The organism is Aeromonas sp. sif2416 (genome assembly GCF_019218665.1).
GTDB classification, from domain to species: Bacteria; Pseudomonadota; Gammaproteobacteria; order Enterobacterales; family Aeromonadaceae; genus Aeromonas; species Aeromonas encheleia.
This window is the reverse complement of record NZ_JAHUXC010000003.1, coordinates 369,182-390,807: the sequence shown is the minus strand read 5'-3', so window position 1 is coordinate 390,807 and position 21,626 is coordinate 369,182. Positions and strand designations below refer to the sequence as shown.

The 21,626-nt window shown below is 66.3% G+C and carries 21 protein-coding genes; 11 read left to right on the top strand and 10 right to left on the bottom strand.

Annotated elements, in window-relative coordinates; genetic code table 11:
- Positions 1 to 68: 68 nt before the first annotated feature.
- The 5 genes from KW821_RS08065 to KW821_RS08045 all read right to left on the bottom strand — a co-directional run bounded on the left by KW821_RS08065 (position 69) and on the right by KW821_RS08045 (position 5,036).
- Positions 69 to 287 (bottom strand): DUF6500 family protein, encoded by a 219-nt coding sequence (locus KW821_RS08065; RefSeq protein ID WP_218291072.1) that lies wholly within the window; start codon positions 285 to 287, stop codon positions 69 to 71.
- On the bottom strand, positions 280 to 1,314 hold the full coding sequence (locus KW821_RS08060; protein WP_218291071.1) for a GTP-binding protein: 1,035 nt from the start codon (positions 1,312 to 1,314) through the stop codon (positions 280 to 282). The genes KW821_RS08065 and KW821_RS08060 overlap by 8 nt, the downstream gene beginning before the upstream one ends.
- A gap of 158 nt (positions 1,315 to 1,472) precedes the next feature.
- Positions 1,473 to 1,670, bottom strand: coding sequence for a YbdD/YjiX family protein (locus KW821_RS08055; RefSeq protein ID WP_042651977.1), 198 nt, complete (start codon positions 1,668 to 1,670; stop codon positions 1,473 to 1,475).
- Between the two features lie 57 nt (positions 1,671 to 1,727).
- The gene (gene cstA, locus KW821_RS08050; RefSeq protein WP_218291070.1) at positions 1,728 to 3,860 is read right to left on the bottom strand and encodes a pyruvate/proton symporter CstA; all 2,133 of its coding nucleotides are present in this window, start codon (positions 3,858 to 3,860) and stop codon (positions 1,728 to 1,730) included.
- Positions 3,861 to 4,130: 270 nt separating this feature from the next.
- Positions 4,131 to 5,036, bottom strand: coding sequence for a 1,4-dihydroxy-2-naphthoate polyprenyltransferase (locus tag KW821_RS08045; protein ID WP_042651975.1), 906 nt, complete (start codon positions 5,034 to 5,036; stop codon positions 4,131 to 4,133).
- 210 nt (positions 5,037 to 5,246) lie between these two features.
- On the opposite strand from KW821_RS08045, the gene KW821_RS08040 reads away from it, so the two are divergent.
- The 7 genes from KW821_RS08040 (at position 5,247) to KW821_RS08010 (ending at position 13,847) form a co-directional block, all read left to right on the top strand.
- Positions 5,247 to 6,587: an isochorismate synthase MenF gene (locus KW821_RS08040; protein WP_218291069.1), complete on the top strand. Its 1,341-nt coding sequence runs from the start codon at positions 5,247 to 5,249 to the stop codon at positions 6,585 to 6,587.
- 47 nt (positions 6,588 to 6,634) lie between these two features.
- Complete coding sequence (gene menD, locus KW821_RS08035; protein WP_218291229.1) at positions 6,635 to 8,347, top strand: 2-succinyl-5-enolpyruvyl-6-hydroxy-3-cyclohexene-1-carboxylic-acid synthase; 1,713 nt, start codon at positions 6,635 to 6,637, stop codon at positions 8,345 to 8,347.
- A gap of 195 nt (positions 8,348 to 8,542) precedes the next feature.
- Positions 8,543 to 9,292 (top strand): 2-succinyl-6-hydroxy-2,4-cyclohexadiene-1-carboxylate synthase, encoded by a 750-nt coding sequence (menH, locus tag KW821_RS08030; RefSeq protein WP_370302226.1) that lies wholly within the window; start codon positions 8,543 to 8,545, stop codon positions 9,290 to 9,292.
- A 67-nt stretch (positions 9,293 to 9,359) separates the two neighbouring features.
- A complete protein-coding gene (menB, locus tag KW821_RS08025; RefSeq protein WP_218291067.1) occupies positions 9,360 to 10,220 on the top strand; it encodes a 1,4-dihydroxy-2-naphthoyl-CoA synthase in 861 nt (286 codons plus the stop codon).
- Positions 10,220 to 11,149: an o-succinylbenzoate synthase gene (gene menC, locus KW821_RS08020; protein ID WP_218291066.1), complete on the top strand. Its 930-nt coding sequence runs from the start codon at positions 10,220 to 10,222 to the stop codon at positions 11,147 to 11,149. The genes menB and menC overlap by 1 nt, the downstream gene beginning before the upstream one ends.
- A gap of 10 nt (positions 11,150 to 11,159) precedes the next feature.
- Entirely contained in the window at positions 11,160 to 12,569 is a 1,410-nt protein-coding gene (locus tag KW821_RS08015; protein ID WP_218291065.1) for an AMP-binding protein, read from the top strand.
- A gap of 240 nt (positions 12,570 to 12,809) precedes the next feature.
- Positions 12,810 to 13,847: an ElyC/SanA/YdcF family protein gene (locus KW821_RS08010; protein WP_218291064.1), complete on the top strand. Its 1,038-nt coding sequence runs from the start codon at positions 12,810 to 12,812 to the stop codon at positions 13,845 to 13,847.
- Between the two features lie 68 nt (positions 13,848 to 13,915).
- Here the strand turns inward: KW821_RS08010 and KW821_RS08005 are convergent, their stop codons facing one another.
- Both KW821_RS08005 and KW821_RS08000 read right to left on the bottom strand, forming a co-directional pair.
- Positions 13,916 to 14,530, bottom strand: a complete 615-nt coding sequence (locus tag KW821_RS08005; RefSeq protein ID WP_218291063.1) for a superoxide dismutase — start codon at positions 14,528 to 14,530, stop codon at positions 13,916 to 13,918.
- Positions 14,531 to 14,552: 22 nt separating this feature from the next.
- A complete protein-coding gene (locus tag KW821_RS08000) occupies positions 14,553 to 14,978 on the bottom strand; it encodes a DUF2753 domain-containing protein (protein WP_218291228.1) in 426 nt (141 codons plus the stop codon).
- A 278-nt stretch (positions 14,979 to 15,256) separates the two neighbouring features.
- Here KW821_RS08000 and KW821_RS07995 point away from each other — a divergent pair, with 278 nt between their 5' ends.
- Together KW821_RS07995 and KW821_RS07990 are read left to right on the top strand one after the other, a co-directional pair.
- Complete coding sequence (locus tag KW821_RS07995) at positions 15,257 to 16,168, top strand: triacylglycerol lipase (RefSeq protein ID WP_218291062.1); 912 nt, start codon at positions 15,257 to 15,259, stop codon at positions 16,166 to 16,168.
- The gene (locus tag KW821_RS07990; RefSeq protein ID WP_218291061.1) at positions 16,165 to 16,917 is read left to right on the top strand and encodes a lipase secretion chaperone; all 753 of its coding nucleotides are present in this window, start codon (positions 16,165 to 16,167) and stop codon (positions 16,915 to 16,917) included. Before KW821_RS07995 ends, KW821_RS07990 begins: the two co-directional genes overlap by 4 nt.
- A 44-nt stretch (positions 16,918 to 16,961) precedes the next feature.
- Here the strand turns inward: KW821_RS07990 and KW821_RS07985 are convergent, their stop codons facing one another.
- The 3 genes from KW821_RS07985 to sgrR are packed head-to-tail and all read right to left on the bottom strand — an operon-like array spanning position 16,962 to position 19,880.
- A complete protein-coding gene (locus KW821_RS07985) occupies positions 16,962 to 17,663 on the bottom strand; it encodes a hypothetical protein (RefSeq protein ID WP_218291060.1) in 702 nt (233 codons plus the stop codon).
- 31 nt (positions 17,664 to 17,694) lie between these two features.
- Positions 17,695 to 18,090 (bottom strand): thioesterase family protein, encoded by a 396-nt coding sequence (locus KW821_RS07980; RefSeq protein WP_042651963.1) that lies wholly within the window; start codon positions 18,088 to 18,090, stop codon positions 17,695 to 17,697.
- A 50-nt stretch (positions 18,091 to 18,140) separates the two neighbouring features.
- Positions 18,141 to 19,880 carry an HTH-type transcriptional regulator SgrR gene (gene sgrR / locus KW821_RS07975; protein WP_218291059.1) on the bottom strand — a complete coding sequence of 580 codons (1,740 nt, stop codon included), beginning with the start codon at positions 19,878 to 19,880 and terminating at the stop codon, positions 18,141 to 18,143.
- 100 nt (positions 19,881 to 19,980) lie between these two features.
- Between sgrR and KW821_RS07970 the strand changes: the two genes are divergently transcribed.
- On the top strand, positions 19,981 to 20,157 hold the full coding sequence (locus tag KW821_RS07970) for a hypothetical protein (protein WP_218291058.1): 177 nt from the start codon (positions 19,981 to 19,983) through the stop codon (positions 20,155 to 20,157).
- Between the two features lie 148 nt (positions 20,158 to 20,305).
- A complete protein-coding gene (locus KW821_RS07965; RefSeq protein WP_218291057.1) occupies positions 20,306 to 21,574 on the top strand; it encodes an O-acetylhomoserine aminocarboxypropyltransferase/cysteine synthase family protein in 1,269 nt (422 codons plus the stop codon).
- The last annotated feature ends 52 nt before the right edge of the window (positions 21,575 to 21,626 follow it).

Sequence of the window (21,626 nt, the reverse complement as noted above, 5' to 3'; positions counted from 1 at the left end):
CTCGCGGGCTATGGCCACAAACAATCAAGGGCTCCTCATCAGGAGCCCTTGTTGTCTCATCCCCGTCCCTATTTCATCCCCTCCACCAGCGCGATGATCTTCCGGGCCTTCTCGAAGTGATCGAGCCTGTGGGTCTGGATCCACCAGCTGGCGGCCTCCATCAGCAAGGCGGGATCATCGTTCTTGTTGGCAAAAAATGCATAGAAGGAGACGCCGACCGCCTCTCCCTTCTGCGCGATTTTCTGGTGGCAGACCTGGATGATCTGCTCTCTCAGAGATTCACGCATCTGTCGCTTTTCCTCCGGCCTGCGTCCGGGCAAAGCCCTCCCGCAGCGCCTCGACGGGCAGGTAGCGACCAATGATCACCAGCCGCGACCGAGGTGGCTCCTCTCCCCAGGGGGAGCCGTAATCGAAGCCCACCACCCTGTGTACCCCTTGTACTATCAGCCGGCGCGGCTCACCGGTTATGGCCAGCACCCCCTTGTAGCGCAACATGTCGTTGCCATGTTGCTCGACGCACTGCTCCATAAAGGCGCCTATTTTCTTCAAATCCAGCTCCCCCGCCTCGAACAGCTGGGCCGAAATGGCGTCGTGCCAGGAGCGGGGCTGGGCCGAGAGCGGGCGAAACGCCTCGAAACCCTGCCGACCGGCACGCACTATGTTGAGGCCGGGGCTGAGGCTCAGCTCGTCGCTGAGGGCGAAGACATCGAGATCCAGCCAGAGCTCGGCCGGGCACTCCCCCTGCACTATGTCGATGATCTGCGCCTTGGGGTTGATCCCGTGGACTCGCGCGATGGCAGCCTCCCGCGTCGCCCCGTCCACCCGGTCGGTCTTGGTGAGCAGGATGCGATCGGCAAAGCCGAGCTGGGCCGCCGCCACCGGATGTTCGTCCAGCTGGCGGGCGATGTGCTCACAATCGGCGAGGGTGATGACCGCATCCAGGCGCAGCGCATCCCTCAATGCCTCTTCCACGAAGAAGGTCTGGATGATGGGGGCCGGATCGGCGAGCCCCGTGGTCTCGACGATCAGCCGCTCGAACCGCAACTCCCCCGCCGCCCGCCGGGCCAGCAGGCCGGTCAGCGCCGCCCGGAATTCGCCGCGCACGCTGCAGCAGACGCAGCCGTTGCTGAGCTCGATCACCTGCACCGACTCCCCCCGCTGCAACAGGGCGCCGTCTATGTTGGCGGCGCCAAACTCGTTCTCGAGGATGGCCACGGAGGCGTCGGCATGGTGGCGCAGGAAATGGTTGAGCAAGGTGGTCTTGCCGGCGCCGAGAAAACCGGTCAGCAGGGTGACCGCTACAGCCTGGGTCATGATGAAAGTCCTGTGGTGAGGGGATATATCTAGCCAGAGCCGAGAAAACCATTCAAGAAAGGGTGACCACTACCGCTTGCGTCATGATGGGCTCCGGTGATGAATGTATGAGGGGCCGTTGAGCTTTCAGCGCGACCGCGCCGCAACCTCAACGGCTCCTAGCAGCAGCGCCCGCCATTCTTGCCGCCGTAGCGGGCATCCTGGCGTTCGCGAAAGAACTCCTCATGGCTCATGGGCGTCTGCTCCGGGTGAGTCAGCCGCATGTGCTGCACATAGTTGTCGTAGTCGGGCACGCCGACCATCAGCCTGGCGGTCTGTCCCAGATACTTGCCCGCCTTGGCCAGGGTATCGAACATGCTACCTCCTTGATGCGTAGATGAGGGTCCGGCGCCCGCAGGCGCCGGACTCAGGTCTTAGTTATTGGGGCTGGCCGGGGCCAGATCGGCATCGTCATCCGGCTGGGGCCGGGCTGCACCCTGATGCTTCGGCATCGGCTGATAGGGGGTCTCCCTGGCGGTCGGCTGATCGCTCTGCAGCGACTGCAGCGCCGTCTTGAGGGAGAAGCCGGCGAGCACCACCACCACCCCCATAAAGAAGATGGTCAGCCCCGCATCGAGGCGGTTGTTGAACACCAGCTGGGCCAGCTGTGACTCGGTGTACTGGGCCGGGATGGTGCCGCTGTCGATCATCGCCTGGAACTTGTTGGCAATGGCCAGGAAGCCCAGTTTTGGATTGTCGCTGAAGGTCTTCTCCCAGCCGGCGGCCAGGGTGCAGATCAGCAGCCAACTGGTCGGCAGCAGGGCGACCCAGGCATAGGCCTGGCGCTTCATCTTGAACAGCACCACGGCACAGAGCATCAGCGCCATGCCCGCCAGCATCTGGTTGGCGATGCCGAACAGCGGCCACAGGGTGTTGATGCCACCGAGGGGATCCACTACCCCCTGGTGCAGGAAGTAACCCCAGGCCAGCACGCACAGGGCGGTGGCGAGCAGGTTGGCCGGCAGGGAGTCGGTCCGCTTCAGGGACGGCGAGATCACCCCCATCAGATCCTGCAGCATGAAGCGGGCCGCCCGGGTGCCGGCATCCACCGCGGTGAGGATGAACAGCGCCTCGAACAGGATGGCGAAGTGATACCAGAAGGCGACGTTCATCAGGCCGCCGAGGGCACCGTGCAGTATGTAGGCCATGCCGACCGCCAGGGTCGGGGCGCCACCGGCACGGGAGATGATGCTCTGCTCACCCACTTCGCTGGCGATGCGGGTCAGGGTGTCCGGGGTGATCTGGAAGCCCCAGCTGCTCACCACGGCGGCGGCGGAGGTGACCACATCGGCGGTACCCGCCGGGGCCAGCACCGCCAGTGGGCTGTTCATGGCGAAGTAGACGCCCGGATCGATGACGCAGGCGGAGACCAGCGCCATGATGGCGACGAAGGACTCCATCAACATGCCACCGTAGCCGATGAAGCAGGCCTGGTTCTCGTTGGCCAGCATCTTGGGGGTGGTGCCGGAGGCGATCAGCGCGTGGAAGCCGGACACGGCGCCACAGGCGATGGTGATGAACAGGAAGGGGAACATGCTCCCCGCCCACACCGGGCCTGTGCCGTCGATGAACTGGGTCAGGGCCGGCATCTGCAGGGTCGGCCGCATGATCAGGATGCCGATGGCCAGGCCGATGATGGTGCCGATCTTGAGGAAGGTGGAGAGGTAGTCACGGGGCGCCAGCAGCAGCCAGACCGGCAACACCGAGGCGACGAAGCCGTAGCCCACCAGCATCCAGGTCAGTTGCACGCCGTCGAAATCGAAATAGGGTGCCCAGGTCGCGCTCTCGGCCACCCAGCCACCGGAGACGATGGCGAAGATCAGGCACACCAGCCCGATGAGCGACACCTCACCGATGCGGCCAGGGCGCAGATAGCGGGTGTAGATCCCCATGAAGAGCGCCAGCGGTATGGTGAAAGCGACCGTATAGGTGCCCCAGGGGCTGTGGGTGAGCGCCTTGACCACTATCATCGCCAGCACCGCCAGGATGATCACCATGATCATGAAGGTGGCGACCAGGGCGATGACCCCGGCGACCGGACCCATCTCCGACTTGATCAGCTCGCCGAGGGAGCGACCGTCCCGGCGGGTGGAGACGAACAGCACCATGAAGTCCTGCACCGCCCCCGCCAGCACCACCCCGGCCAGCAGCCACAGCATGCCGGGCAGGTAGCCCATCTGGGCCGCCAGCACGGGGCCGACCAGGGGGCCGGCGCCGGCGATGGCGGCGAAGTGGTGGCCGAACAACACCTTCTTGTCGGTCGGCACATAGTCCAGACCGTCGTTGTGGCGCACCGCCGGGGTCATGCGACTGCCATCGACCCCCAGCACCCGTTTGGCGATGAAGAGGCCGTAGTAGCGATAGGCGATCAGATAGACGCACACCGCAGCGACCACTATCCAGAGTGCGTTGATCTGCTCGCCCCGGTTGAGGGCGATATAACCGAGTGAACTGGCGCCAACCAGCGCCATCAGCACCCATCCCAGGTGTTTCCCTAACTTGTCCATAAGTGTGTTCCCGTCATTGGTTTTTACATATACAACCCTGTACGGTTACATCTCTATAGCAATCACCCCGGTGCAACAATCGGGGCTCGTCACAACTCGGCACCCGGTCGCGAGAATTTATCAATATTGCCGGCCGGATCACGGCCATCTGCCCGCTCATCCACGGAACGAGTCTGAATTGATTGAAAAAATCCGCAGGACAGGCCAATAAAAAGGGCCCCGAAGGGCCCTCTCTGGCGTGGAGCTCTGCAGGAGAGCGCCAATCCCTATTCAGGAGAGTGCCAGCCCGATGGAGAGCAGCAGGCTGAACAGGAAGGCGCTGATGGCGGTCTTCTTGAGGGCCCCTGTCAGCACCTCGCCGTCGAAGCTCTCGCGCAGGGTGCGGGCGGCATCGGTGAGCGGCTTCATGGCGGGCAGGAAGATCCAGGCCCAGAGGCTGGTCTGCTGAGTCAGCAGGAAGGCGATGGTGGTCAACAGGGCCGCCCCCAGCAACAGCCAGTGATAGGCGATGGCGCGATTGCGGCCGAGCCGCACCGCCAGGGTGACCTTGCCGCTGGCGGCGTCGGTCTCGATGTCCCGCACGTTGTTGATGTTGAGCACGGCGGTGGCCAGCAGGCCGCAGGCGGTGGCGGGCAGCAGCAGATCCCACTGCAGGGTATGGGTGAACAGGTAGTAGGAGCCGAGCACCCCCAGCAGACCGAAGAACAGGAACACCGAGATATCGCCGAAACCCCGATAGCCGTAAGGAGTCTTGCCCACCGTGTAGGTGATGGCCGCGACGATGGCCGCCCCACCCAACCCCACGAAGGCGAGGATCTGCACCCACTCCTCACCGAAGGCACAGACCAGCAGGGCGAGCCCGCTCACCACAGCCGCCAGCGCGGTCAGCCCCATGGCCACACACATCTGTCGCCGGGTGATGAGACCCGATACCACGGCCCGCTGAGGGCCTATCCGTTCACCGTTGTCGGCACCCGACACCGCATCGCCATAGTCGTTGGCCAGGTTCGAGAGGATCTGCAACAGGATGGCGGTCAGCAGGGAGAGGCCCATGATGGCGCCATCGAAGGCACCCCGGCTGGCCGCCAGGCCGGAGCCCAGCAAGATGGAGGAGCACGCGAGCGGTAACGTTCGCAAACGCGCCGCCAGCAACCAAACAGAGAAGGTATTTGTCATATTGTGATGGCCAAACAATCAGATATTGATCGTGTTAAGGGTTATCGAACCGGATTTCGGTATACTTGGCTCCGTGGGGGCGCTGCTCCCTCGGGCAATTTACATGGAAGAATGGGCGGATAATATATAGGAAATCATCGCCCTTTGGCATCAACCTGCGCCATCCTCCCCCCAGAGCGATTGCGATTATCCGGCTCAGACAAGACATCCATGTTGGCTCAGACCCATATCAAGCAACAACTGGACGCCCTGCGTCACAGTCATGTCAGCGGCTTCGTCCGGCTGCGCGTGGCGGTCGAAGTACAATCCTTCCTCGGCTGGCTGACGGCGCAGACCCTCTATCCCCGCATCTACTGGCAGGCCCGTGGCCCCAAGAGCCCGGAGTATGTCGCCCTCGGCCGCATCCATGAGCTGAGCCGGCCGGAGGACATTCGGCGGGTCTGTGACAACACCGGCACCGACAGCGAAGACAGCCCGCGCTATTACGGCGGCCTGGCGTTCGACCCGACCCAGCCCGGCTGGCCGGGCTTTGGCCCCTGCCGCTTCGTGCTGCCGCGCATCGAGCTGGTGCGCCGCGGCGAGTGTATCAGCCTCTGCCTGAACCTCTGGTTGCCGGCCCCGGAGTGGGCGAGCGAGTTCGACGCCGAGCTGCGGGCCGCCGAGGCCGCCCTCGATGCCCTGCAGCCGGAGGCCCCCCTGCCGCCGTTGCACAGGCAGGCCTGGCAGCGGGAAGATTGCCCCTCCCCCGCCCTCTGGCAAGCGCTGGTAGAACAAGTCACAGCCCCGGCGGCCCAGGCCCACACCCCCAAGGTGGTGCTGTCACGGGAGAGCCGCCTCACGCCGCGGGATGAGTCTGATGACCGGACCGCCCTCTCTCCCTGGTCCCTGCTGGCGCAATGGGCGCAGCACGCCCAGGAGTGCTTCCACTTCGGTTTCCAGTTTTCCCCCGAGCAGAGTTTCATCTCCTGCTCCCCCGAGCGACTCTACCGGCGGGAGGGGCGCCACCTGTTCACCGAGGCGCTGGCGGGCACCATCCGCCGCTCCGGTGACGAGGCGACCGATGCCGCACTGGCGGCCGAGCTGCTGAGCGACAGCAAGAACCGGCTGGAGAACCGGCTGGTCCACGCCGACATCCTCAACCGGCTGGCACCGCTCACCAGTCGCGCCAGCCTGACCGAGCCACGGATCCTCAAGCTGCGGCTGCTGCAACACCTCAAGTGCGACATCGAGGCCGATCTCAACCCCGGCGTGGGCGACTGGCAGCTGCTGGATGCCCTGCACCCGACCCCCGCCGTGGGCGGCGCCCCGCGCGAGTCGGCGCAGGCCTTCATCCGCGCGTTCGAGCCCTATGATCGTGGCTGGTATGCGGGGGCCTGCGGCATGCTGAGCCGGGAGACCTCGGAGTTTTCCGTCGCCATCCGCAGCGCCCTGGTCAGGGAGCAGACCATCACCCTGTTCGCCGGGGCGGGCATAGTGGCGGGCTCGGAACCTGCCGCCGAGTGGGCCGAGCTCGACAACAAGATCGCCAACGTGCTCTCCCTGCTGGGATAGCGTCTTCTCATCGACCCCTAGCGAGCCTTCCCATGTTTGCGAGCCCCGTGTTTACCAGTAGACATGCCACCTTCAACCACGTCTGGTCTTCCCTCCTGCTGGAGGAGCTCTATCGCCTCGGCGTACGGGATCTGGCGCTGGCCTCCGGCTCCCGCTCGGCGCCGCTCACCATGGCCGCCGCCGCCCACCCCGGCTTTCGCCGCCACCTCCACTTCGACGAGCGGGGCCTGGGCTTCATGGCGCTGGGGCTGGCCAAGGGCAGCAACCGGCCGGTGGCGGTGATCATGACCTCGGGCACCGCGGTGGCGAACCTCTGGCCCGCCGTGGCCGAGGCGCAGCTGACCGGGGTGCCGCTCATCATCCTCTCGGCCGACCGGCCACCCGAGCTCATCGACAACGGTGCCAACCAGGCCATCCAGCAGCAGGGGATCTTCGGCCACTACCCCGTCTATCAGCTCAACCTGCCGAGCCCCACCCCCAGCATCCCGGCCGCCTTCGTGCTGAGCTCGGTGGATCAGGCGCTGGCGCAGCAGGCGCGCACCCCGGGACCTGTCCACTTCAACTGCATGTACCCCGAGCCGCTCTATCCCGGTGACGAGTATCAGGAGTTTGCCGACTACCTGGCGCCGCTCGGCGACTGGCTGCACTCAGACAAGCCCTGGAGCCCCTGGCAGCAGGCCGAGCAAGCCTGCCCCCGCCAGCCCGACTGGGCGGCGTTGCAGGGCAAGCGTGGCGTCATCGTCGCGGGCCGCATCCAGGATCCCGCCGAGGCGCTGGCGGTGGCCGGGCTGGCCGAACGACTCGGCTGGCCGCTGCTGGCGGATCTGCAGAGCCAGATCCGCTTCGATAGCCGCAACCTTATCCACATGGATTTGGCCCTCAACGACCACGACTTCACCGCCGAGCTGGCCCGCGCCGAGGTGCTGCTGCAGTTCGGTGCCCGCCTCATCTCCAAGCGACTCGGCCAGTTCATCAAGCAGCACCCCTGGCAGGATTACTGGCTGGTGGACTCGCAACCGGCGCGCCTCGACCCGGATTATCGGCTGCGCCGCCGCCTGGTCTGCGAGCCCAGCGCCTTCACCGCCGCCCATCCAGTCAACGATCAGCAGCCCTGGCACCGTCTGGCGGAGCGCCAGCAGAGCGCGACCCAGCAGATCCGGGCGGCCTGTGATCGCTTCTCCGAGCTCGGGGTCTGCCATCGCCTCGGCAGCCTCATTCAGGGTCAGCTGTTCGTCGGCAACAGCATGCCGGCCCGGCTGATGGACATGCTCGGCGAGACCGGCAAGGGCCCGAGCCGGGTGATGACCAACCGCGGCGCCTCCGGCATCGACGGCCTGATCGCCAGCGCCTATGGCTTCGCACAATCGATCGAGCAGGGTAGCGACGAGCCCACCACCTTGCTGCTCGGCGATCTCAGCGCCCTGCACGATCTCAACAGCCTGGCCCTGCTCGGCAAGTCGAGCCGGCCGCTGGTGGTGATCCTGCTCAACAACGACGGCGGCAGCATCTTCCGCATGCTGCCGGTGCCCACCGGCGATCGGCTGCTGGAGACCTACTACTGCCTACCCCACGGCCTGAGTTTCGCGCACGCCGCCGCCATGTTCGGCCTCGCCTACCACGCGCCGACCACCCTGGCCGAGTTCGAGCAGGCCTACACTACGGCCTTGGAAAAGGGCGTAACCCTGATTGAAATCAAGGTGCCGAGCGCCGAGGTGGCCGAGGATCTCAAGGCACTGGGAGCCGCCATCCGTGGCAGCTAAACCAGAGGCAGCAACAGTACGGATTGAAATCAAGGTGCTGAGTGACACCGAGGTGGCCGAGGATCTCAAGGCACTGGGGGCAGCCATCCGTGGTAGCTAAACCAGAGGCAGCAGCAGTGCGGATTGAAATCAAGGTGCTGAGTGACACCGAGGTGGCCGAGGATCTCAAGGCATTGGGAGCAGCCATCCGTGACCATTGAAGCCAGAGAACCAGTGCCGCTGGTGCTGTTGCACGGCCTGCTCGGCGATGGCCGCGACTGGCAAGCGGTGATTGAGGCCCTGCCGGGGATCCCCTGCCATGCACTGGATCTGCCGGGCCACGGCAGCAACAGCGCGCTGCGGGTGACCGGCTTCGAGCAGGCCCATCAGTGGCTCTGTGGCGAGCTGCAGGCGCGCGGCATAGCGCGCTATCGGCTGGCGGGTTATTCGCTGGGCGGGCGGCTCGCGCTCTATCACGCCAGTCAATCCCCCGCCGGTTTGCAGGCTCTGCTGCTGGAGAACTGCCACCCTGGCCTGCCCGCGGCCGAGCGGGCCGCCCGCATCAAACACGACGATGGCTGGGCCGGCCGCTTCGAGCGCGAGCCCCTGACCGCCGTGCTGGCCGACTGGTATCGGCAGGGGGTGTTCGCCGATCTCGACGCCTCCGCCCGTGCCCGTCAAGCCGCCCGCCGCCTCGGCAACGATGGCCAGGCCGTCGCCGCCATGTTGCGGGCGACGTCGCTCGGCAGGCAGCCGGATCTCGCCCCCTGGCTGGCCGACACCCGGTTGCCGGTGACCTGGCTTTCCGGCAGCCGGGATCAAAAATTCCATCGGCTGGCTTGCCAGCTGGTGAAGCTGGGCTGCAATATCAATCACTTGACGCTGGATGGCGGCCATAATCTGCACGCCGACCAGCCCGACCAGTTTGCCCGCTGCCTGCGCGAGTGGCTCGCAGCCACCCCATGAGCCGGCAGATATAATTTGCCCGATGCCCGCGCCAGCGGGCTCATCACCCACAAGAAAGAGAGTGCACATGATTGAAGCAATGACAGAAGCGGAACTTTATGCCGCCGTAGAGTGGCAGGATTGCTCCGCCGGTTACGAGGACATCCTCTATCACAAGTCCCAAGATGGCATTGCCAAGATCACCATCAACCGTCCCCAGGTGCGCAACGCCTTCCGTCCCCGCACCGTCAAGGAGATGCTGCAGGCGCTGGCCGATGCCCGTTACGACGATCATATCGGCACCATCATCCTCACCGGCTTCGGCGAGAAGGCGTTCTGCGCCGGCGGTGACCAGAAGATCCGCGGCGACTACGGTGGCTATCGCGATGACGAGGGCACTCATCACCTCAACGTGCTCGACTTCCAGCGCGACATCCGCACCTGCCCGAAACCCGTGGTCGCCATGGTGGCCGGTTACGCGGTCGGCGGTGGTCATGTGCTGCACATGATGTGCGATCTGACCATAGCCGCGGACAACGCCCAGTTCGGTCAGACCGGCCCCAAGGTCGGTTCCTTCGACGGCGGCTGGGGTGCCTCCTACATGGCCCGCATCGTCGGCCAGAAGAAGGCCCGCGAGATCTGGTTCCTGTGCCGCATGTACGACGCCCAGCAGGCCCTCGACATGGGACTGGTCAACACCGTAGTGCCGCTGGCCGAGCTGGAGCGCGAGACGGTGCGCTGGTGCCGCGAGATGCTGCAGAACAGCCCGATGGCGCTGCGCTGCCTCAAGGCGGCGCTGAACGCCGACTGCGACGGCCAGGCCGGCTTGCAGGAGCTGGCGGGCAATGCCACCATGCTGTTCTACATGACCGAAGAGGGTCAGGAAGGGCGTAACGCGTTCAACGAGAAACGCCGTCCCGACTTCTCCAAATACAAGCGGAACCCCTGATGACACTCGCCCTCTATCGCTACCATCTGCCCTTTACCCAGCCCCTGACCTTTCACGGCAAGGTGGAGGTGGCGCGAGAGGGCCTGTTGCTGCGCATCGATGACGGCTGGGGGGAGATAGCCCCCCTGCCCGGTTTCTCCAAAGAGACCCTGGCCGAGGCCCAGACCGAGGCACTCGGCTGCCTGACACAACTGGCAAGGGGGCAAGCCATAGCCCCCCTGCTGCCCTCGGTGCAATTTGGCTTCGACTGCGCCCGCCGCCACTGGCCGGCGCAGACGACGCCCCTGCCCGACCCCTATCCGCTCATTCAGGGCTCCCCCCAGGAGCTGCTCAAGAACTGGAAGATCTGGCTGCACGAGACGCCACTCAAGGCCAAGCTGAAGGTGGCCCGCTACCCCATGCGGGACGAGCTGGCGCTGATCCGCCTGCTGCTCGATCGGCGCCCCAACCTGAAGCTGGTGCTGGATGCCAACCAGGGCTGGACCCGCGAGGAGGCCTGGGCCTTCTGCGGTCACCTGGATCCGAACCGGATCGAATATCTGGAAGACCTGTGCGCCAGCTTCGACGACATCGCCTTCGTGGCGGCGCGCACCGGCATGCCGGTGGCGCTGGACGAGCTGCTGACCCGGGGCGAGCCCTGGCAGCCCATACCCCAGCTCAAGGCGCTGGTGCTCAAGCCCATGCTGCTCGGCGCCCTGGCCAACAGCGAGGCGCTGGTGGCCCGCGCCCGTGAGCTGAAACTCAAGGTGATCGTCTCCTCCTGCTTCGAGTCCGGCGTCGGTCTCGGTCAGCTCGCCCGCCTCGCCGGTGAGTGGGCCCCGGATCAGGCCCCTGGCCTGGATACCCGCCGCTGGCTGGCGGGGGATCTGCTGGACAAGCAGGGTCAACCCGATCTGAAGCTGCTCAAGCCCCTGTTCCACCGTGATTGAGGGGGCCCCCATGCCGCCCGCCTCAGGGCCCGACGCCCCAGCCGAAGCCTGCCCGGTGCGCCACTGGGCCAGCCAGGCGCCGGCGCGGATCGCCATCCACGGCGACCATCCCCTCAACTATCGGCAGCTCGACGAGCGGCTCAACGGCCTCTGCCAACAGCTGGAACGGGCGGGGTTAACAGCCGGCGACCGGCTGGCCGCCGTGGTGCGCGGCGCCCTGGCCGATGCCCTGCTGGCCTGGGCCTGCGTGCGCAGCGGCATCGTCTTCTGCCCGCTCAATCCCGCCTTCCCGCCGACCCGGCAGGCCGAGCTGGCGCATCAGCTGGCGGTGGCCGCCTTCTGGTCGGCGGACGAGATGCCGGCCGGGCCCTGGCGCCCACTGCGGCTGGATTTCGGCGCAGAGCTGAGCGCCGATGCCGGCCCCTTGCCGCTGGATCCCGCGCGGCTGTGCAACATGATCCTCACCTCAGGCTCCAGCGGCACCCCCAAGGCCGTGGTACACCGCCTCGCCAACCACCTGGCCTCGGCCCGGGGCTCCGCCGCCCTGATCCCCCTCGATGGCGACTGCGGCTGGCTGCTCTCCCTGCCGCTGTTCCACGTCGGCGGCTACGCCATCCTGTTCCGGGTCTTTCTGGCGGGGGCCAGCCTGGTGCTGGATGATCGCAGCCGGTCCCTCAAGGATCGCCTCGAATGCCAGCCCATCACCCACCTCTCGCTGGTGCCGACCCAGCTCTGGCGCCTGCTGGCGCAGGGCTTCGACCCCGCTCGCACCCGCTTGCGCGAGCTGCTGCTCGGCGGCGCCGCCATCCCGCAGCCGCTGGTGAGCCGCCTCGGCGAGCTTGGCTTCACCCCCAAGTCGAGTTATGGCCTGTCGGAGATGGGCAGCCAGGTCTGCACCGGCCTGCCGGCCGCCCCCGGGGTGGTCGGGCGGCCGCTGCCGGGGCGGGAGCTCTGCATCCGCCAGGGGGAGATCTGCGTGCGCGGCGCCACCCTGTTCGCCGGTTACTTCAAGGCCGGCGTCCTGGAGCGACCGCTGGACGAGGAGGGCTGGTTCCACACCCGCGACAAGGGCCATTTCACCCCGGCCGGGGAGCTGGTGGTGGAGGGGCGGATCGACAACCTGTTTATCTCGGGCGGCGAGAACATCCAGCCCGAGACCATAGAGCAGCGGCTGGTGGATCACGGCGCCGTGACCCAGGCGCTGGTGGTGCCCATCCCCAGTGAGGAGTGGGGCCAGCGCCCCGCCGCCTTCATCGATTGGCACGGCGAGCCGGTGCCCCATGACGAGCTGGCCGCCTGGATCCGTGCCGCCCTGCCCGGCTTTATGGTGCCGGATCTATGGCTGCCCTGGCCGGATCTCGGCGGCAGCCTGAAGCCCTCCCGCAGCAAGCTGGCCTCCAGCCTGCAACAGAGTGTCTAGCGCCTACCAGAGCTGGCTGAGCAACGACCTGCTGCCCTGGTGGGAGAGCAACCGGGACTCTGATGACTGCAAGGCCAACGACTCCTCCCACTGAGGGACGGGCGAACAGACAGGGGCAGCCAGGGCTGCCCCTTCTCTTGGGTCCAGGCTGTGCAAAGATCGCCCGGCCACGACAGTCTCTGCCCGAGTGACGCCATCGGCGGCTATCAGGCCTGACGCCGGACGCCAAGTTGTAATAGAATGGCTCCCTGTTCCCCCTTATTTCAGACCCGAACCGCACCGCGCATGAAGAAGTTTGCCAAGATCCTGCTCGCCGGCCTCTGCCTGCTGCTGGCCTCTGCCATTGCGCTGCTGGGCTACAGCGAGTGGACAGTCTCGGACGCCCGTCACTACACCTATGACGACGTCGATGCCGTGCCCTACAACCGGGTCGCCCTGGTGCTCGGCACCTCCAAGTACCTGATCGGGGGCAGCCCGAACCACTACTTCAAATACCGGATCAAGGCCGCCGCCGAGCTCTACAACAACGGCAAGGTGGACTACATCCTGGTCTCCGGCGACAACGCCACCGTGCAGTACAACGAGCCACGCCAGATGCGGCGGGCCCTGATCCAGGCCGGCATCCCGGCCAGCGCCATCTACAGCGACTACGCGGGCTTCCGCACCCTGGACTCCATAGTGCGCGCCAAGGAGGTGTTCGGTCAGGCCCACTTCACCGTGGTGTCGCAGGCCTTCCACAACGAGCGCGCCATCTTCATCGCCCGCCACTTCGGCATCGAGGCCGTCGGCTTCAACGCCCTGGATCCCAGCGCCTATCAGGGCATCAAGACCCGGGTACGCGAGGTATTCGCCCGGCTGATGGGGCTGCTCGATCTCTATGTGCTGGACAAGGGGCCCAAGTTCCTCGGCGAGCCCATCGTCATCGGTGGCCCCATCCCCTGCCAAGCCCTGAGCACCATAGGCGCCAGCCAGCCCTGCCTGCCGATCCCCCCGGTGACGCCGGTGCAGAAGCCGCTCGACAAGGCAGCCAGCGCGGCGACGGCAACCAGCGCGGCGACTGCAACCAGTGCGGCATCGGCAACCAGCGCGGCGACGGCAACCAGTGCGGCATCGGCAACCAGTGCGGCATCGGCAACCAGTGCGGCATCGGCAACCAGCGCGGCATCGGCAACCAGCGCGGCAACGGCAACCAGCGCGGCGACGGCGACCAGCGCGGCAACGGCAACCAGTGCGGCATCGGCAACCAGTGCGGCAACGGCCACCGGCACAGCCCCCTGAGCAGACAGAAACAAGAGACCCGCCATCAGGCGGGTCTCTTGCTTTATGAGGGCAGAAAAGGAGAAGGCTCAGGCCAGCGCCAACCGGTAGCGACGCGCCACCTCAGGCCAGTCGACCACCTTGTAGAAGGCGGCGATGTAGTCGGGGCGCTTGTTCTGGTACTTGAGGTAGTAGGCGTGTTCCCACACGTCCAGCCCCAGGATGGGCACCTGGCCCTGCATCAGGGGGCTGTCCTGGTTGGCGCTGCTCTCCACCCGCAGCTTGCCCTCCTTGTCCACCACCAGCCAGGCCCAGCCGCTGCCGAAGCGGCTCAGCGCCGCCTGGGTGAAGGCCTGCTTGAAGGCATCCAGCCCCCCCAGATCCCGCACTATCGCCTCGGCCAGCTCGCCACCGGGCTCGCCGCCCCCCTGCGGGCTCATCACCTGCCAGAACAGGCTGTGGTTGGCGTGGCCGCCACCATGGTTGCGCACCGCCCCCTGCACCTTGGCCGGCAGGCTGTCGAAGCTCAGCAGCAGCTCGTCCACCGGCAGGGCCGCGAATGCGGGCGCCCCTTCCAGCGCGAGGTTGAGGTTGGTGATGTAGGTCTGATGGTGACGGCTGTGATGGATCTCCATGGTCAGCGCATCGATATGAGGCTCAAGCGCATCGTAGGCATAGGGGAGGGCAGGCAGGGTATGGCTCATGTTCGTTTCTCTCTTCTTGGGATCAATGCAGTCGGGAGGCTGGCTCGGCCTGACACAGGCATTGGCCGAGGCAGCGTTGAATGCCGTCGTGGCTGCCGTGCCGGCGCACGAAGGCGAGCAGCTCGGTATGGGTGTTGCGGCTGTGACGCAGGGCGGAGGCCCGCAGCGGCGCCGGACAGGCGGGGGACTGGCTGGTGGCCAGCAGGCAGTCGTGGATGTGGCACAGCAGGTCGGCGGCCCGGTCCGGCAGCGTCATGGCCACCAGCAGATCCGCCAGGTTGTGGTGCGCCACCACCAGGGCGGCCACGGCTTCGTCCGCGTCGTGCCAGCCGGCGAACTGCTGACGGGCCAGCCACAGCGCCTGCTGGTAATGGTCGAGCGCCCTGGCATGCTCACCGGCATCGAAATGGCGATTGCCGCAGAGCGTCTGCTGCTTCCAGTGCGCCATGCTGTCGTCCCCGTCGGTGGCACCGACCCATCCCTTCACCCAACTTAGCGTCATGGCTTCAACACTCAAATGATAATAATTATTATTTAACTTATTTGACTGACGAACACAAGCGCCGGTTCGCGTGCCCGCCTCTGCCCATATGGGTAGGGTTTTTCCGCAATACCCGGTTTAGTGATCCCTTCCACAGATAGATTCGAGTGTGGCTACCATGCTCATAGGACTGGCATGAGGCCGGTGGTTGCCAGGGGCAGCCCGTTTTCACAAGGATGATGAAGATGAAGAGATGGCTATTGGTGCTGCTGTGCGCCCTGCCCATGCTGGGCCAGGCGGCAGGTTATACCCAGACCCGTTACCCCATAGTGCTGGTGCACGGGCTGTTTGGCTTCGACAAGTTGCTCGGGGTCGATTACTTCTACGGGATCCCCCAGGCGCTGACCCGGGACGGTGCCCGCGTCTACGTGGCGCAGGTCTCCGCCACCCAGAGCTCGGAGCTGCGCGGCGAACAGCTGCTCAAACAGGTGCAGCAGGTGCTCGCCATCACCGGGGCCGACAAGGTGAACCTCATAGGTCACTCCCACGGCGGCCCCACCATCCGCTATGTCGCCTCGGTCGCTCCCGAGCTGGTCGCTTCCGCCACCAGCGTGGGGGGCGTCAACCATGGCTCCGAGATAGCGGATCTGGTGCGTGCCAAGGTTCAGCCGGGCTCGGTAGCCGAGCAGCTGGCGCTGGCCGCCGCCTCGGCCCTGTCCGGCGTCATCTCCCTGCTCTCCGGTGGCAGCGATCTGCCGCAGGATCCCCTCGCCGCCCTCGATGCCCTGACCAGCGCCGGTGCCGAACGCTTCAACCAGCGCTACCCGGAGGGGCTGCCGAGCCAGCATTGTGGCGAGGGGCCGCTGCGCGCCGCCAACGGTGTCTATTACTTCTCCTGGAGCGGGCGCGGCAACATGACCAACATCCTGGATCCGGTGGATCCGGCGCTGGCGCTGACCGGCACCTTCTTCGGCGAGCCCAACGACGGCCTGGTCGGGGTCTGCAGCAGCCACCTCGGCAAGGTGATAGGCACCGGCTACCGGATGAACCACCTGGACGAGGTGAACCAGTCGTTCGGCATCCACCACCTGTTTGAGACAGATCCGCTCACCCTCTATCGCCAGCACGCCAACCGCCTGCAGAGGCTGGGACTATGAAGCGGGGGGGACTGTTGCTGGCACTGCTCTGCCCGGCCCTGCTGCTGGGGATACTGGCGCTCTGCCCGAGTGTAGAGCCGCCTCTCGAGGCGGCCCCCGAGCGGGGGGCGCTGCGCCACCAGCTGGCCCAGCGCCTGGAGCAGGGCGAGGCGGACGAGCAGGATCCGCTGCTGGCCCGCTATCGGGCCTTCCTGGCGGCGGAGGGCAGCCTGAGGGTGCCGACGGATCCTGGCCTCGCCAGCCTGCAGCTGCTGTTCGACCAACGCGAGCAGTTGCGCCAACAGCGCTTCATCCCGGCCGAGCAGGAGCAGCTGTTCGCCGAGGATCGGCTGATGGAGCAGTGGACCCTGCGCCGCAAGGCGCTGGCGGAGGCGAACGAGGCAGACAGACAGGGACTGGCCACCGAGCTGGAGCTCTGGCTGGCGGAGCAGCCCCAGTGGTTTCGGGAGGCCGAGACCAACGGCCGCCTGCTCGGCGAGCTGCAGAGCCTGGATCGGCTGGCGCCCGCCGAGCGCGACGCCGCGCTGCTGGAGCAGCTGGGGCCGGAGGCGGTGGATCGCCTGCACCAGCTGGCGCAGAACCAGCAAGGATTCGAGCAGCAGTTGACGGGCTATCTGGCCGAGCTAGAGCCCCTGCCCCCCTTCGAGCGGGCCGAGCAGCAGCAGGCGCTCCTGGCGCGCTGGTTTCAGCCTGAGCAGTGGCGACGAGTCGAGGCGCTGACCCGGCTGCGGCTCGGGGAGCAGCCATAAATGACGAGGGGGCCTGCTGGCCCCCTCGTCTATCCTCGATGCCGTTATAGCGGCTTGTTGGCCCCCGGCATGGGCTGCCAGGTGAGGCGGGTCACCTGCGTGCCCTGCACCTCGCACTTGAGGCAGAGATCCTGCCAGCCCTTGTCCTGGCGCAGGGAGACCTCCCCCTCCATGCCACGCTCGCTCAACTTGATCTTCTCCGGCTCGGCGATCACCTTGTCACCCTTGGCCAGCGTCATCAGCTTGCCGTTGCACAGCCACTGGCTCAGCTCCTTGCCCTTCAGCTTGACGGCCCCCTTGGCGGCCTGCTGCTCCGCCGGACTGGCGGCAAACAACTGGCTCAGCTCGGCGGCCCGCTTGGTGAGCCAGGCCTCGCGCTGCTGCATGCTCATCTTGCTGACGAACTCGGCCGGCTGGCCCTTGTCGTCCAGCCACTGGGTGAGGGAACCCTGGTCATCGAAGGCGAACTGGGCGGCCGGCTCCTTCACCCCGAACAGCTTGCCCCCCTTGAAGTAGTAGCGGCTCTCGCCCTCCAGCTTGCCCTGCTCGTTCATGATGGGCACGGCGATGATGACGGGGACGCCGTCGATCCAGGCCTTGATATCCACCCCGTCATGACTGAACAGGCGGGTGTCGAGGGCACTCTGTGCCCCCTTTTCCATCAGGGTAAACTGCTCGGCCAGGGTGGCGGCCAGCGAAGGTAGGGAACAGAGTCCCAGGGTCAGAGCGATCAGGGTATTGCGCATAAATGTCCTGTGATGGGCCCGCGGGCCAGGATTAACTCTCTACCAACCAGGCCCGCAGCCCCTCCCGGTGCGTCTCACTCAGGGGACGGGATTGGCGGGTCCGGTAGTCAAAATGGATCAGGGTCGTCTCGGCGGTGACGGCCAGCTCGCCGCCCTGCCAGGCCTCCTGCCAGGCCGTGAAGGAGCTGGTGCCGATGCGGCGCACTCCGGTCTTGATCGATACCTGCTGACCGTAAAACAGCTCCCGTTTGAACTGCACCGCATAGCCCGCGATGATCAGATGCCAGTCATGCACATCCAGCTCGGGGGAGAAGAGACGGAACAGGGGATCCCTGGCCGACTCGAACCAGACCGCCGGCACCGTATTGTTGATGTGGCCGAGGGCATCGGTTTCTTGAAAACGGGGTTGGATCTGCATTTCCAGCATGGATATCGACTCCTTGTCGTTGGACCGCGCACAGGCTAGCGCGGTCGCCCTCACGACTCAAGCGTCCCTGCATCCGGGTGGGAGCCCGCTCCGGTTTCCTCCTGCTCTCCCCCCTGTACGGGTTTTAGCCAGGCACTGCGAAAATCGAACCAGCCGAGCGCCGTCATGCGCACCCCGTGCACCCCGACCCGGCTCTCCAGCTCCAGCCAGTGATGGAACAGCGGCACGAACCAGCCCTGGCGCTGCACTTGTGCCAGCAGGGCGCGCGGCCCCGGCTCGGCGCCGCCGGCACGCCACTGCGTCAATCCCTGCCACAACCCCGGCTGGCGACCCCATACCCGCTGCAGCAGCGGCGTGCCCAGCAACCAGGCATAGGGGGCGAACGCCTGCTCGTGTTCCAGGTTGAGGGTGCCGAGCCAGAGATCCACGTCCTCATCCTCCCCGCTCACCCAGCGGTCGTAATCCAGGGAGCGCACCTCCAGCCGGATGCCCTGCTCTGCCAGCAAGCTGGCCATGGCGCCGGCGCACTCGTTGAACTCCAGATGCTGGTTGAAGCAGGCCAGCACCAACCGATCCGGCAACAGCACGGGGCTCGGCTGCGGGGCCGGCAGGGCCTCACGCCAGTGCGGCAGCAGGCCGAGGGCGCTGGTCCAGCCCCGTTGCAGCTCGGGGGCGACCCGCGCCATCAGGGCGATGGGGTTGAGCAGGTTGGTCAGCCACTGGCGCAGGGCCGGATCCTGCAAGGGCCGGGATCTGTCGTCCTGCAGCAGGAAGTAGCAGCCGGACTCCAGCTCCGACTCGCCGCGCATGGTGCCGAGCTCGGGGCTGTCGTGGCCGAGTTGCAGGTGGCTCTCCAGCCGCTCCGCCAGCTCCGGCAGCATCCAGATGTCGATCTCGTCGAGCAGGGCGCGCAGGCCGAAGTAGTCGTCGAAGGCGCCCAGGCACAGTTGCAGGGGATCGTTGGCGGTGACCCGGTATGGGCCGGTACCTACCGGCTGCAGGGCGAAGCCCGGCTCCCCCTTGAGCTCCCGCGGCAGTATGGCCGCCACCGGCTCGGCCAGCAGGTGGGGCAGCCAGGGATCCGGGCTGTCCAGGTGCAGATCCAGGGTGCGCGGCCAGGGGCTCTCCAGCCGGAGCAGGTGGGCGAACAACGGCCGCTCCCGCAACGCCAGCAGGCTCTCCATCACATCCTCCACCCCCAGCTCGCGACCGTGGTGGAAGCGCACCGCCGGCCGCAGGTAGAAGCGCCAGTGGCAGGGGCTTAGCCGTTCCCAGTGGTGGGCCAGATCCCCCTCGATTTCCCCATTTTCCTCATTTCGTCGGGTGAGGCCGTTGAAGATCTGCCGACTCAGGTGGATTTCGGAGCGGCGCAGCGGATCCGTGGGCAGCAGCATGGGCAGCGGACGGTAGTAGGGCACCCGCAGGATCTGGCGCCCCTCCCGGGTGGCTTGGCCGAGCTGCTCGATCAGCAGCGGGGTGAGCAGATCCAGCCGATCCTCCGCCAGCCGCACCGCCTGGGCGAGCTGGCCCTGGCTCAGCAGCGCCCGCAGCCGGCGTCGGATCAGGCTCTCCTGGCTGTCGAGCAGCAGCAGCCGGGAGCGGCGTCCCCGCCCCGCCTCGGCCGACCAGCTGAGCCAGCCCTGATCCTGCATGCGCCGCAGCAGCAAACGGGCGTTGCGCGGGGTGCAGCACAGCAGCTCGGCGACCTCGGCGAGACTGATCTCCCGCTCCTCGTTGCCGATCTGCTGGGCGAGTCGTTGAAATTGCTGATGGAGGCGACTGGTGGGCATAAAAGAGGAAATCCTTGATAGAGAAGTCGTCAGTTTTTACTTCCGCATTTTAGCTCGATACTGCTGACGAACACGAGAACCACCGCACAGGAGCACCATCATGAGCCAACAAACCGCCCCCACCCCGATCCGGATCCAGCAAAGCCTGCGCCGCTACTTCCGGCGGATCCTGCCCCGCCCGCTGCCGCTGGTGGAGGATCCCATGACCCAGCTCAACCGCTTGATGCAGTGGGACATGAACCAGATAGACGACAAGGAGTATCGCCGCCGCCTCTGAGGGAAATCCGGCGCGGGCGAGCAAGAGGCCGGCAGCGCCAGCGCAATTGCTTTGCCGGATCTGGCGGTTTACATCGCATCAGGGCCTGTTAGATTGGACATCTATCCATCCGAGACCGCGACGAGCGACATCCAACAAGGAGTGTGTGATGAAAGATGCGACCCTGGCCCTGCACCACGGCTTTTCCCACGATCCCACCACCAAGGCGGTGGCCGTGCCCATCTACCAGACCGTGGCCTACGAGTTCGACAGCGCCCAGCACGGGGCGGATCTGTTCAACCTGGCGGTGCCCGGCAACATCTACACCCGCATCATGAACCCCACCAACGACGTGCTGGAACAACGGATGGCCGCGCTGGAGGGAGGCATAGCCGGGCTGGTGGTCTCGGCGGGTTCCGCCGCCATCACCTACGCCATCCAGGCGCTGACCGCCGCCGGTGACAACATAGTCTCCACCCCCCAGCTCTATGGCGGCACCTATACCCTGTTCGCCCACATGCTGCCGAGCTTCGGGGTCGAGGTGCGCTTCGCCGCGGATGACAGCGCCGAGGCCATCGCCGCCCTCATCGACGACAGAACCAAGGCGGTCTACTGCGAGAGCATCGGCAACCCGGCGGGCAACATCGTCGATCTCGCCGCCTTCGCCAAGGTGGCCCACGCCCGCGGGGTGCCGCTCATCGTCGACAACACGGTCGCCACCCCTGTGCTGTGCAAACCCATCGAGCACGGCGCCGACATAGTGGTGCACAGCCTCACCAAGTACGTGGGCGGCCACGGCAACTCCCTCGGCGGGGTGATCGTCGACTCGGGCAAGTTCCCCTGGGCGGATCACGCCGCGCGCTTCCCCCAGCTCACCCAGCCCGAGCCCTCCTATCATGGGGTGGTCTACACGGAGGCCTTCGGCCCGGCGGCCTTCATCGGCCGGGTGCGCACCGTGCCGCTGCGCAACACAGGCGCGGCGCTGGCCCCCATGAACGCCTTCCTGCTGCTGCAGGGGCTGGAGACCCTGAGCCTGCGCATGGAGCGCCACGTGGACAACGCCCTGCGGGTCGCCCACCACCTCAAGCATCACCCCAAGGTGGCCTGGGTCAGCTACGCCGGCCTGCCGGGCCATCCCCACTATCCGCTGGCGGAGAAGTACATGGGCGGCCGCCCCTCGGCCATCCTCTCGTTCGGCCTGAAGGAGGGCTACGAGGCCGGCATCCGCTTCTACGATGCGCTGAAGATCTTCAAGCGGCTGGTCAACATCGGCGACGCCAAGTCGCTGGCCTGTCACCCGGCCTCCACCACCCATCGCCAGCTGAACGAGAAAGAGCAGGCCAAGGCGGGGGTCAAACCGGAGATGATCCGGCTGTCGGTGGGGATAGAGGCCATAGAGGACATACTGGCGGACCTGGATCAGGCGCTGGCGGCCTGAGTCGACCGAGCCCGGAGGGCGAGCCTGGCGCCCGCCCTCCGTTTTTTTGCCT

Coding starts and splice junctions, on each gene's coding strand:
- KW821_RS08065 (WP_218291072.1), bottom strand. CDS start 287: ATGCGTGAATCTCTGAGAGAGCAGATCATCCAGGTCTGCCACCAGAAA.
- KW821_RS08060 (WP_218291071.1), bottom strand. CDS start 1,314: ATGACCCAGGCTGTAGCGGTCACCCTGCTGACCGGTTTTCTCGGCGCC.
- KW821_RS08055 (WP_042651977.1), bottom strand. CDS start 1,670: ATGTTCGATACCCTGGCCAAGGCGGGCAAGTATCTGGGACAGACCGCC.
- cstA (WP_218291070.1), bottom strand. CDS start 3,860: ATGGACAAGTTAGGGAAACACCTGGGATGGGTGCTGATGGCGCTGGTT.
- KW821_RS08045 (WP_042651975.1), bottom strand. CDS start 5,036: ATGACAAATACCTTCTCTGTTTGGTTGCTGGCGGCGCGTTTGCGAACG.
- KW821_RS08040 (WP_218291069.1), top strand. CDS start 5,247: ATGTTGGCTCAGACCCATATCAAGCAACAACTGGACGCCCTGCGTCAC.
- menB (WP_218291067.1), top strand. CDS start 9,360: ATGATTGAAGCAATGACAGAAGCGGAACTTTATGCCGCCGTAGAGTGG.
- menC (WP_218291066.1), top strand. CDS start 10,220: ATGACACTCGCCCTCTATCGCTACCATCTGCCCTTTACCCAGCCCCTG.
- KW821_RS08015 (WP_218291065.1), top strand. CDS start 11,160: ATGCCGCCCGCCTCAGGGCCCGACGCCCCAGCCGAAGCCTGCCCGGTG.
- KW821_RS08010 (WP_218291064.1), top strand. CDS start 12,810: ATGGCTCCCTGTTCCCCCTTATTTCAGACCCGAACCGCACCGCGCATG.
- KW821_RS08005 (WP_218291063.1), bottom strand. CDS start 14,530: ATGAGCCATACCCTGCCTGCCCTCCCCTATGCCTACGATGCGCTTGAG.
- KW821_RS08000 (WP_218291228.1), bottom strand. CDS start 14,978: ATGGCGCACTGGAAGCAGCAGACGCTCTGCGGCAATCGCCATTTCGAT.
- KW821_RS07995 (WP_218291062.1), top strand. CDS start 15,257: ATGAAGAGATGGCTATTGGTGCTGCTGTGCGCCCTGCCCATGCTGGGC.
- KW821_RS07990 (WP_218291061.1), top strand. CDS start 16,165: ATGAAGCGGGGGGGACTGTTGCTGGCACTGCTCTGCCCGGCCCTGCTG.
- KW821_RS07985 (WP_218291060.1), bottom strand. CDS start 17,663: ATGCGCAATACCCTGATCGCTCTGACCCTGGGACTCTGTTCCCTACCT.
- KW821_RS07980 (WP_042651963.1), bottom strand. CDS start 18,090: ATGCTGGAAATGCAGATCCAACCCCGTTTTCAAGAAACCGATGCCCTC.
- sgrR (WP_218291059.1), bottom strand. CDS start 19,880: ATGCCCACCAGTCGCCTCCATCAGCAATTTCAACGACTCGCCCAGCAG.
- KW821_RS07970 (WP_218291058.1), top strand. CDS start 19,981: ATGAGCCAACAAACCGCCCCCACCCCGATCCGGATCCAGCAAAGCCTG.
- KW821_RS07965 (WP_218291057.1), top strand. CDS start 20,306: ATGAAAGATGCGACCCTGGCCCTGCACCACGGCTTTTCCCACGATCCC.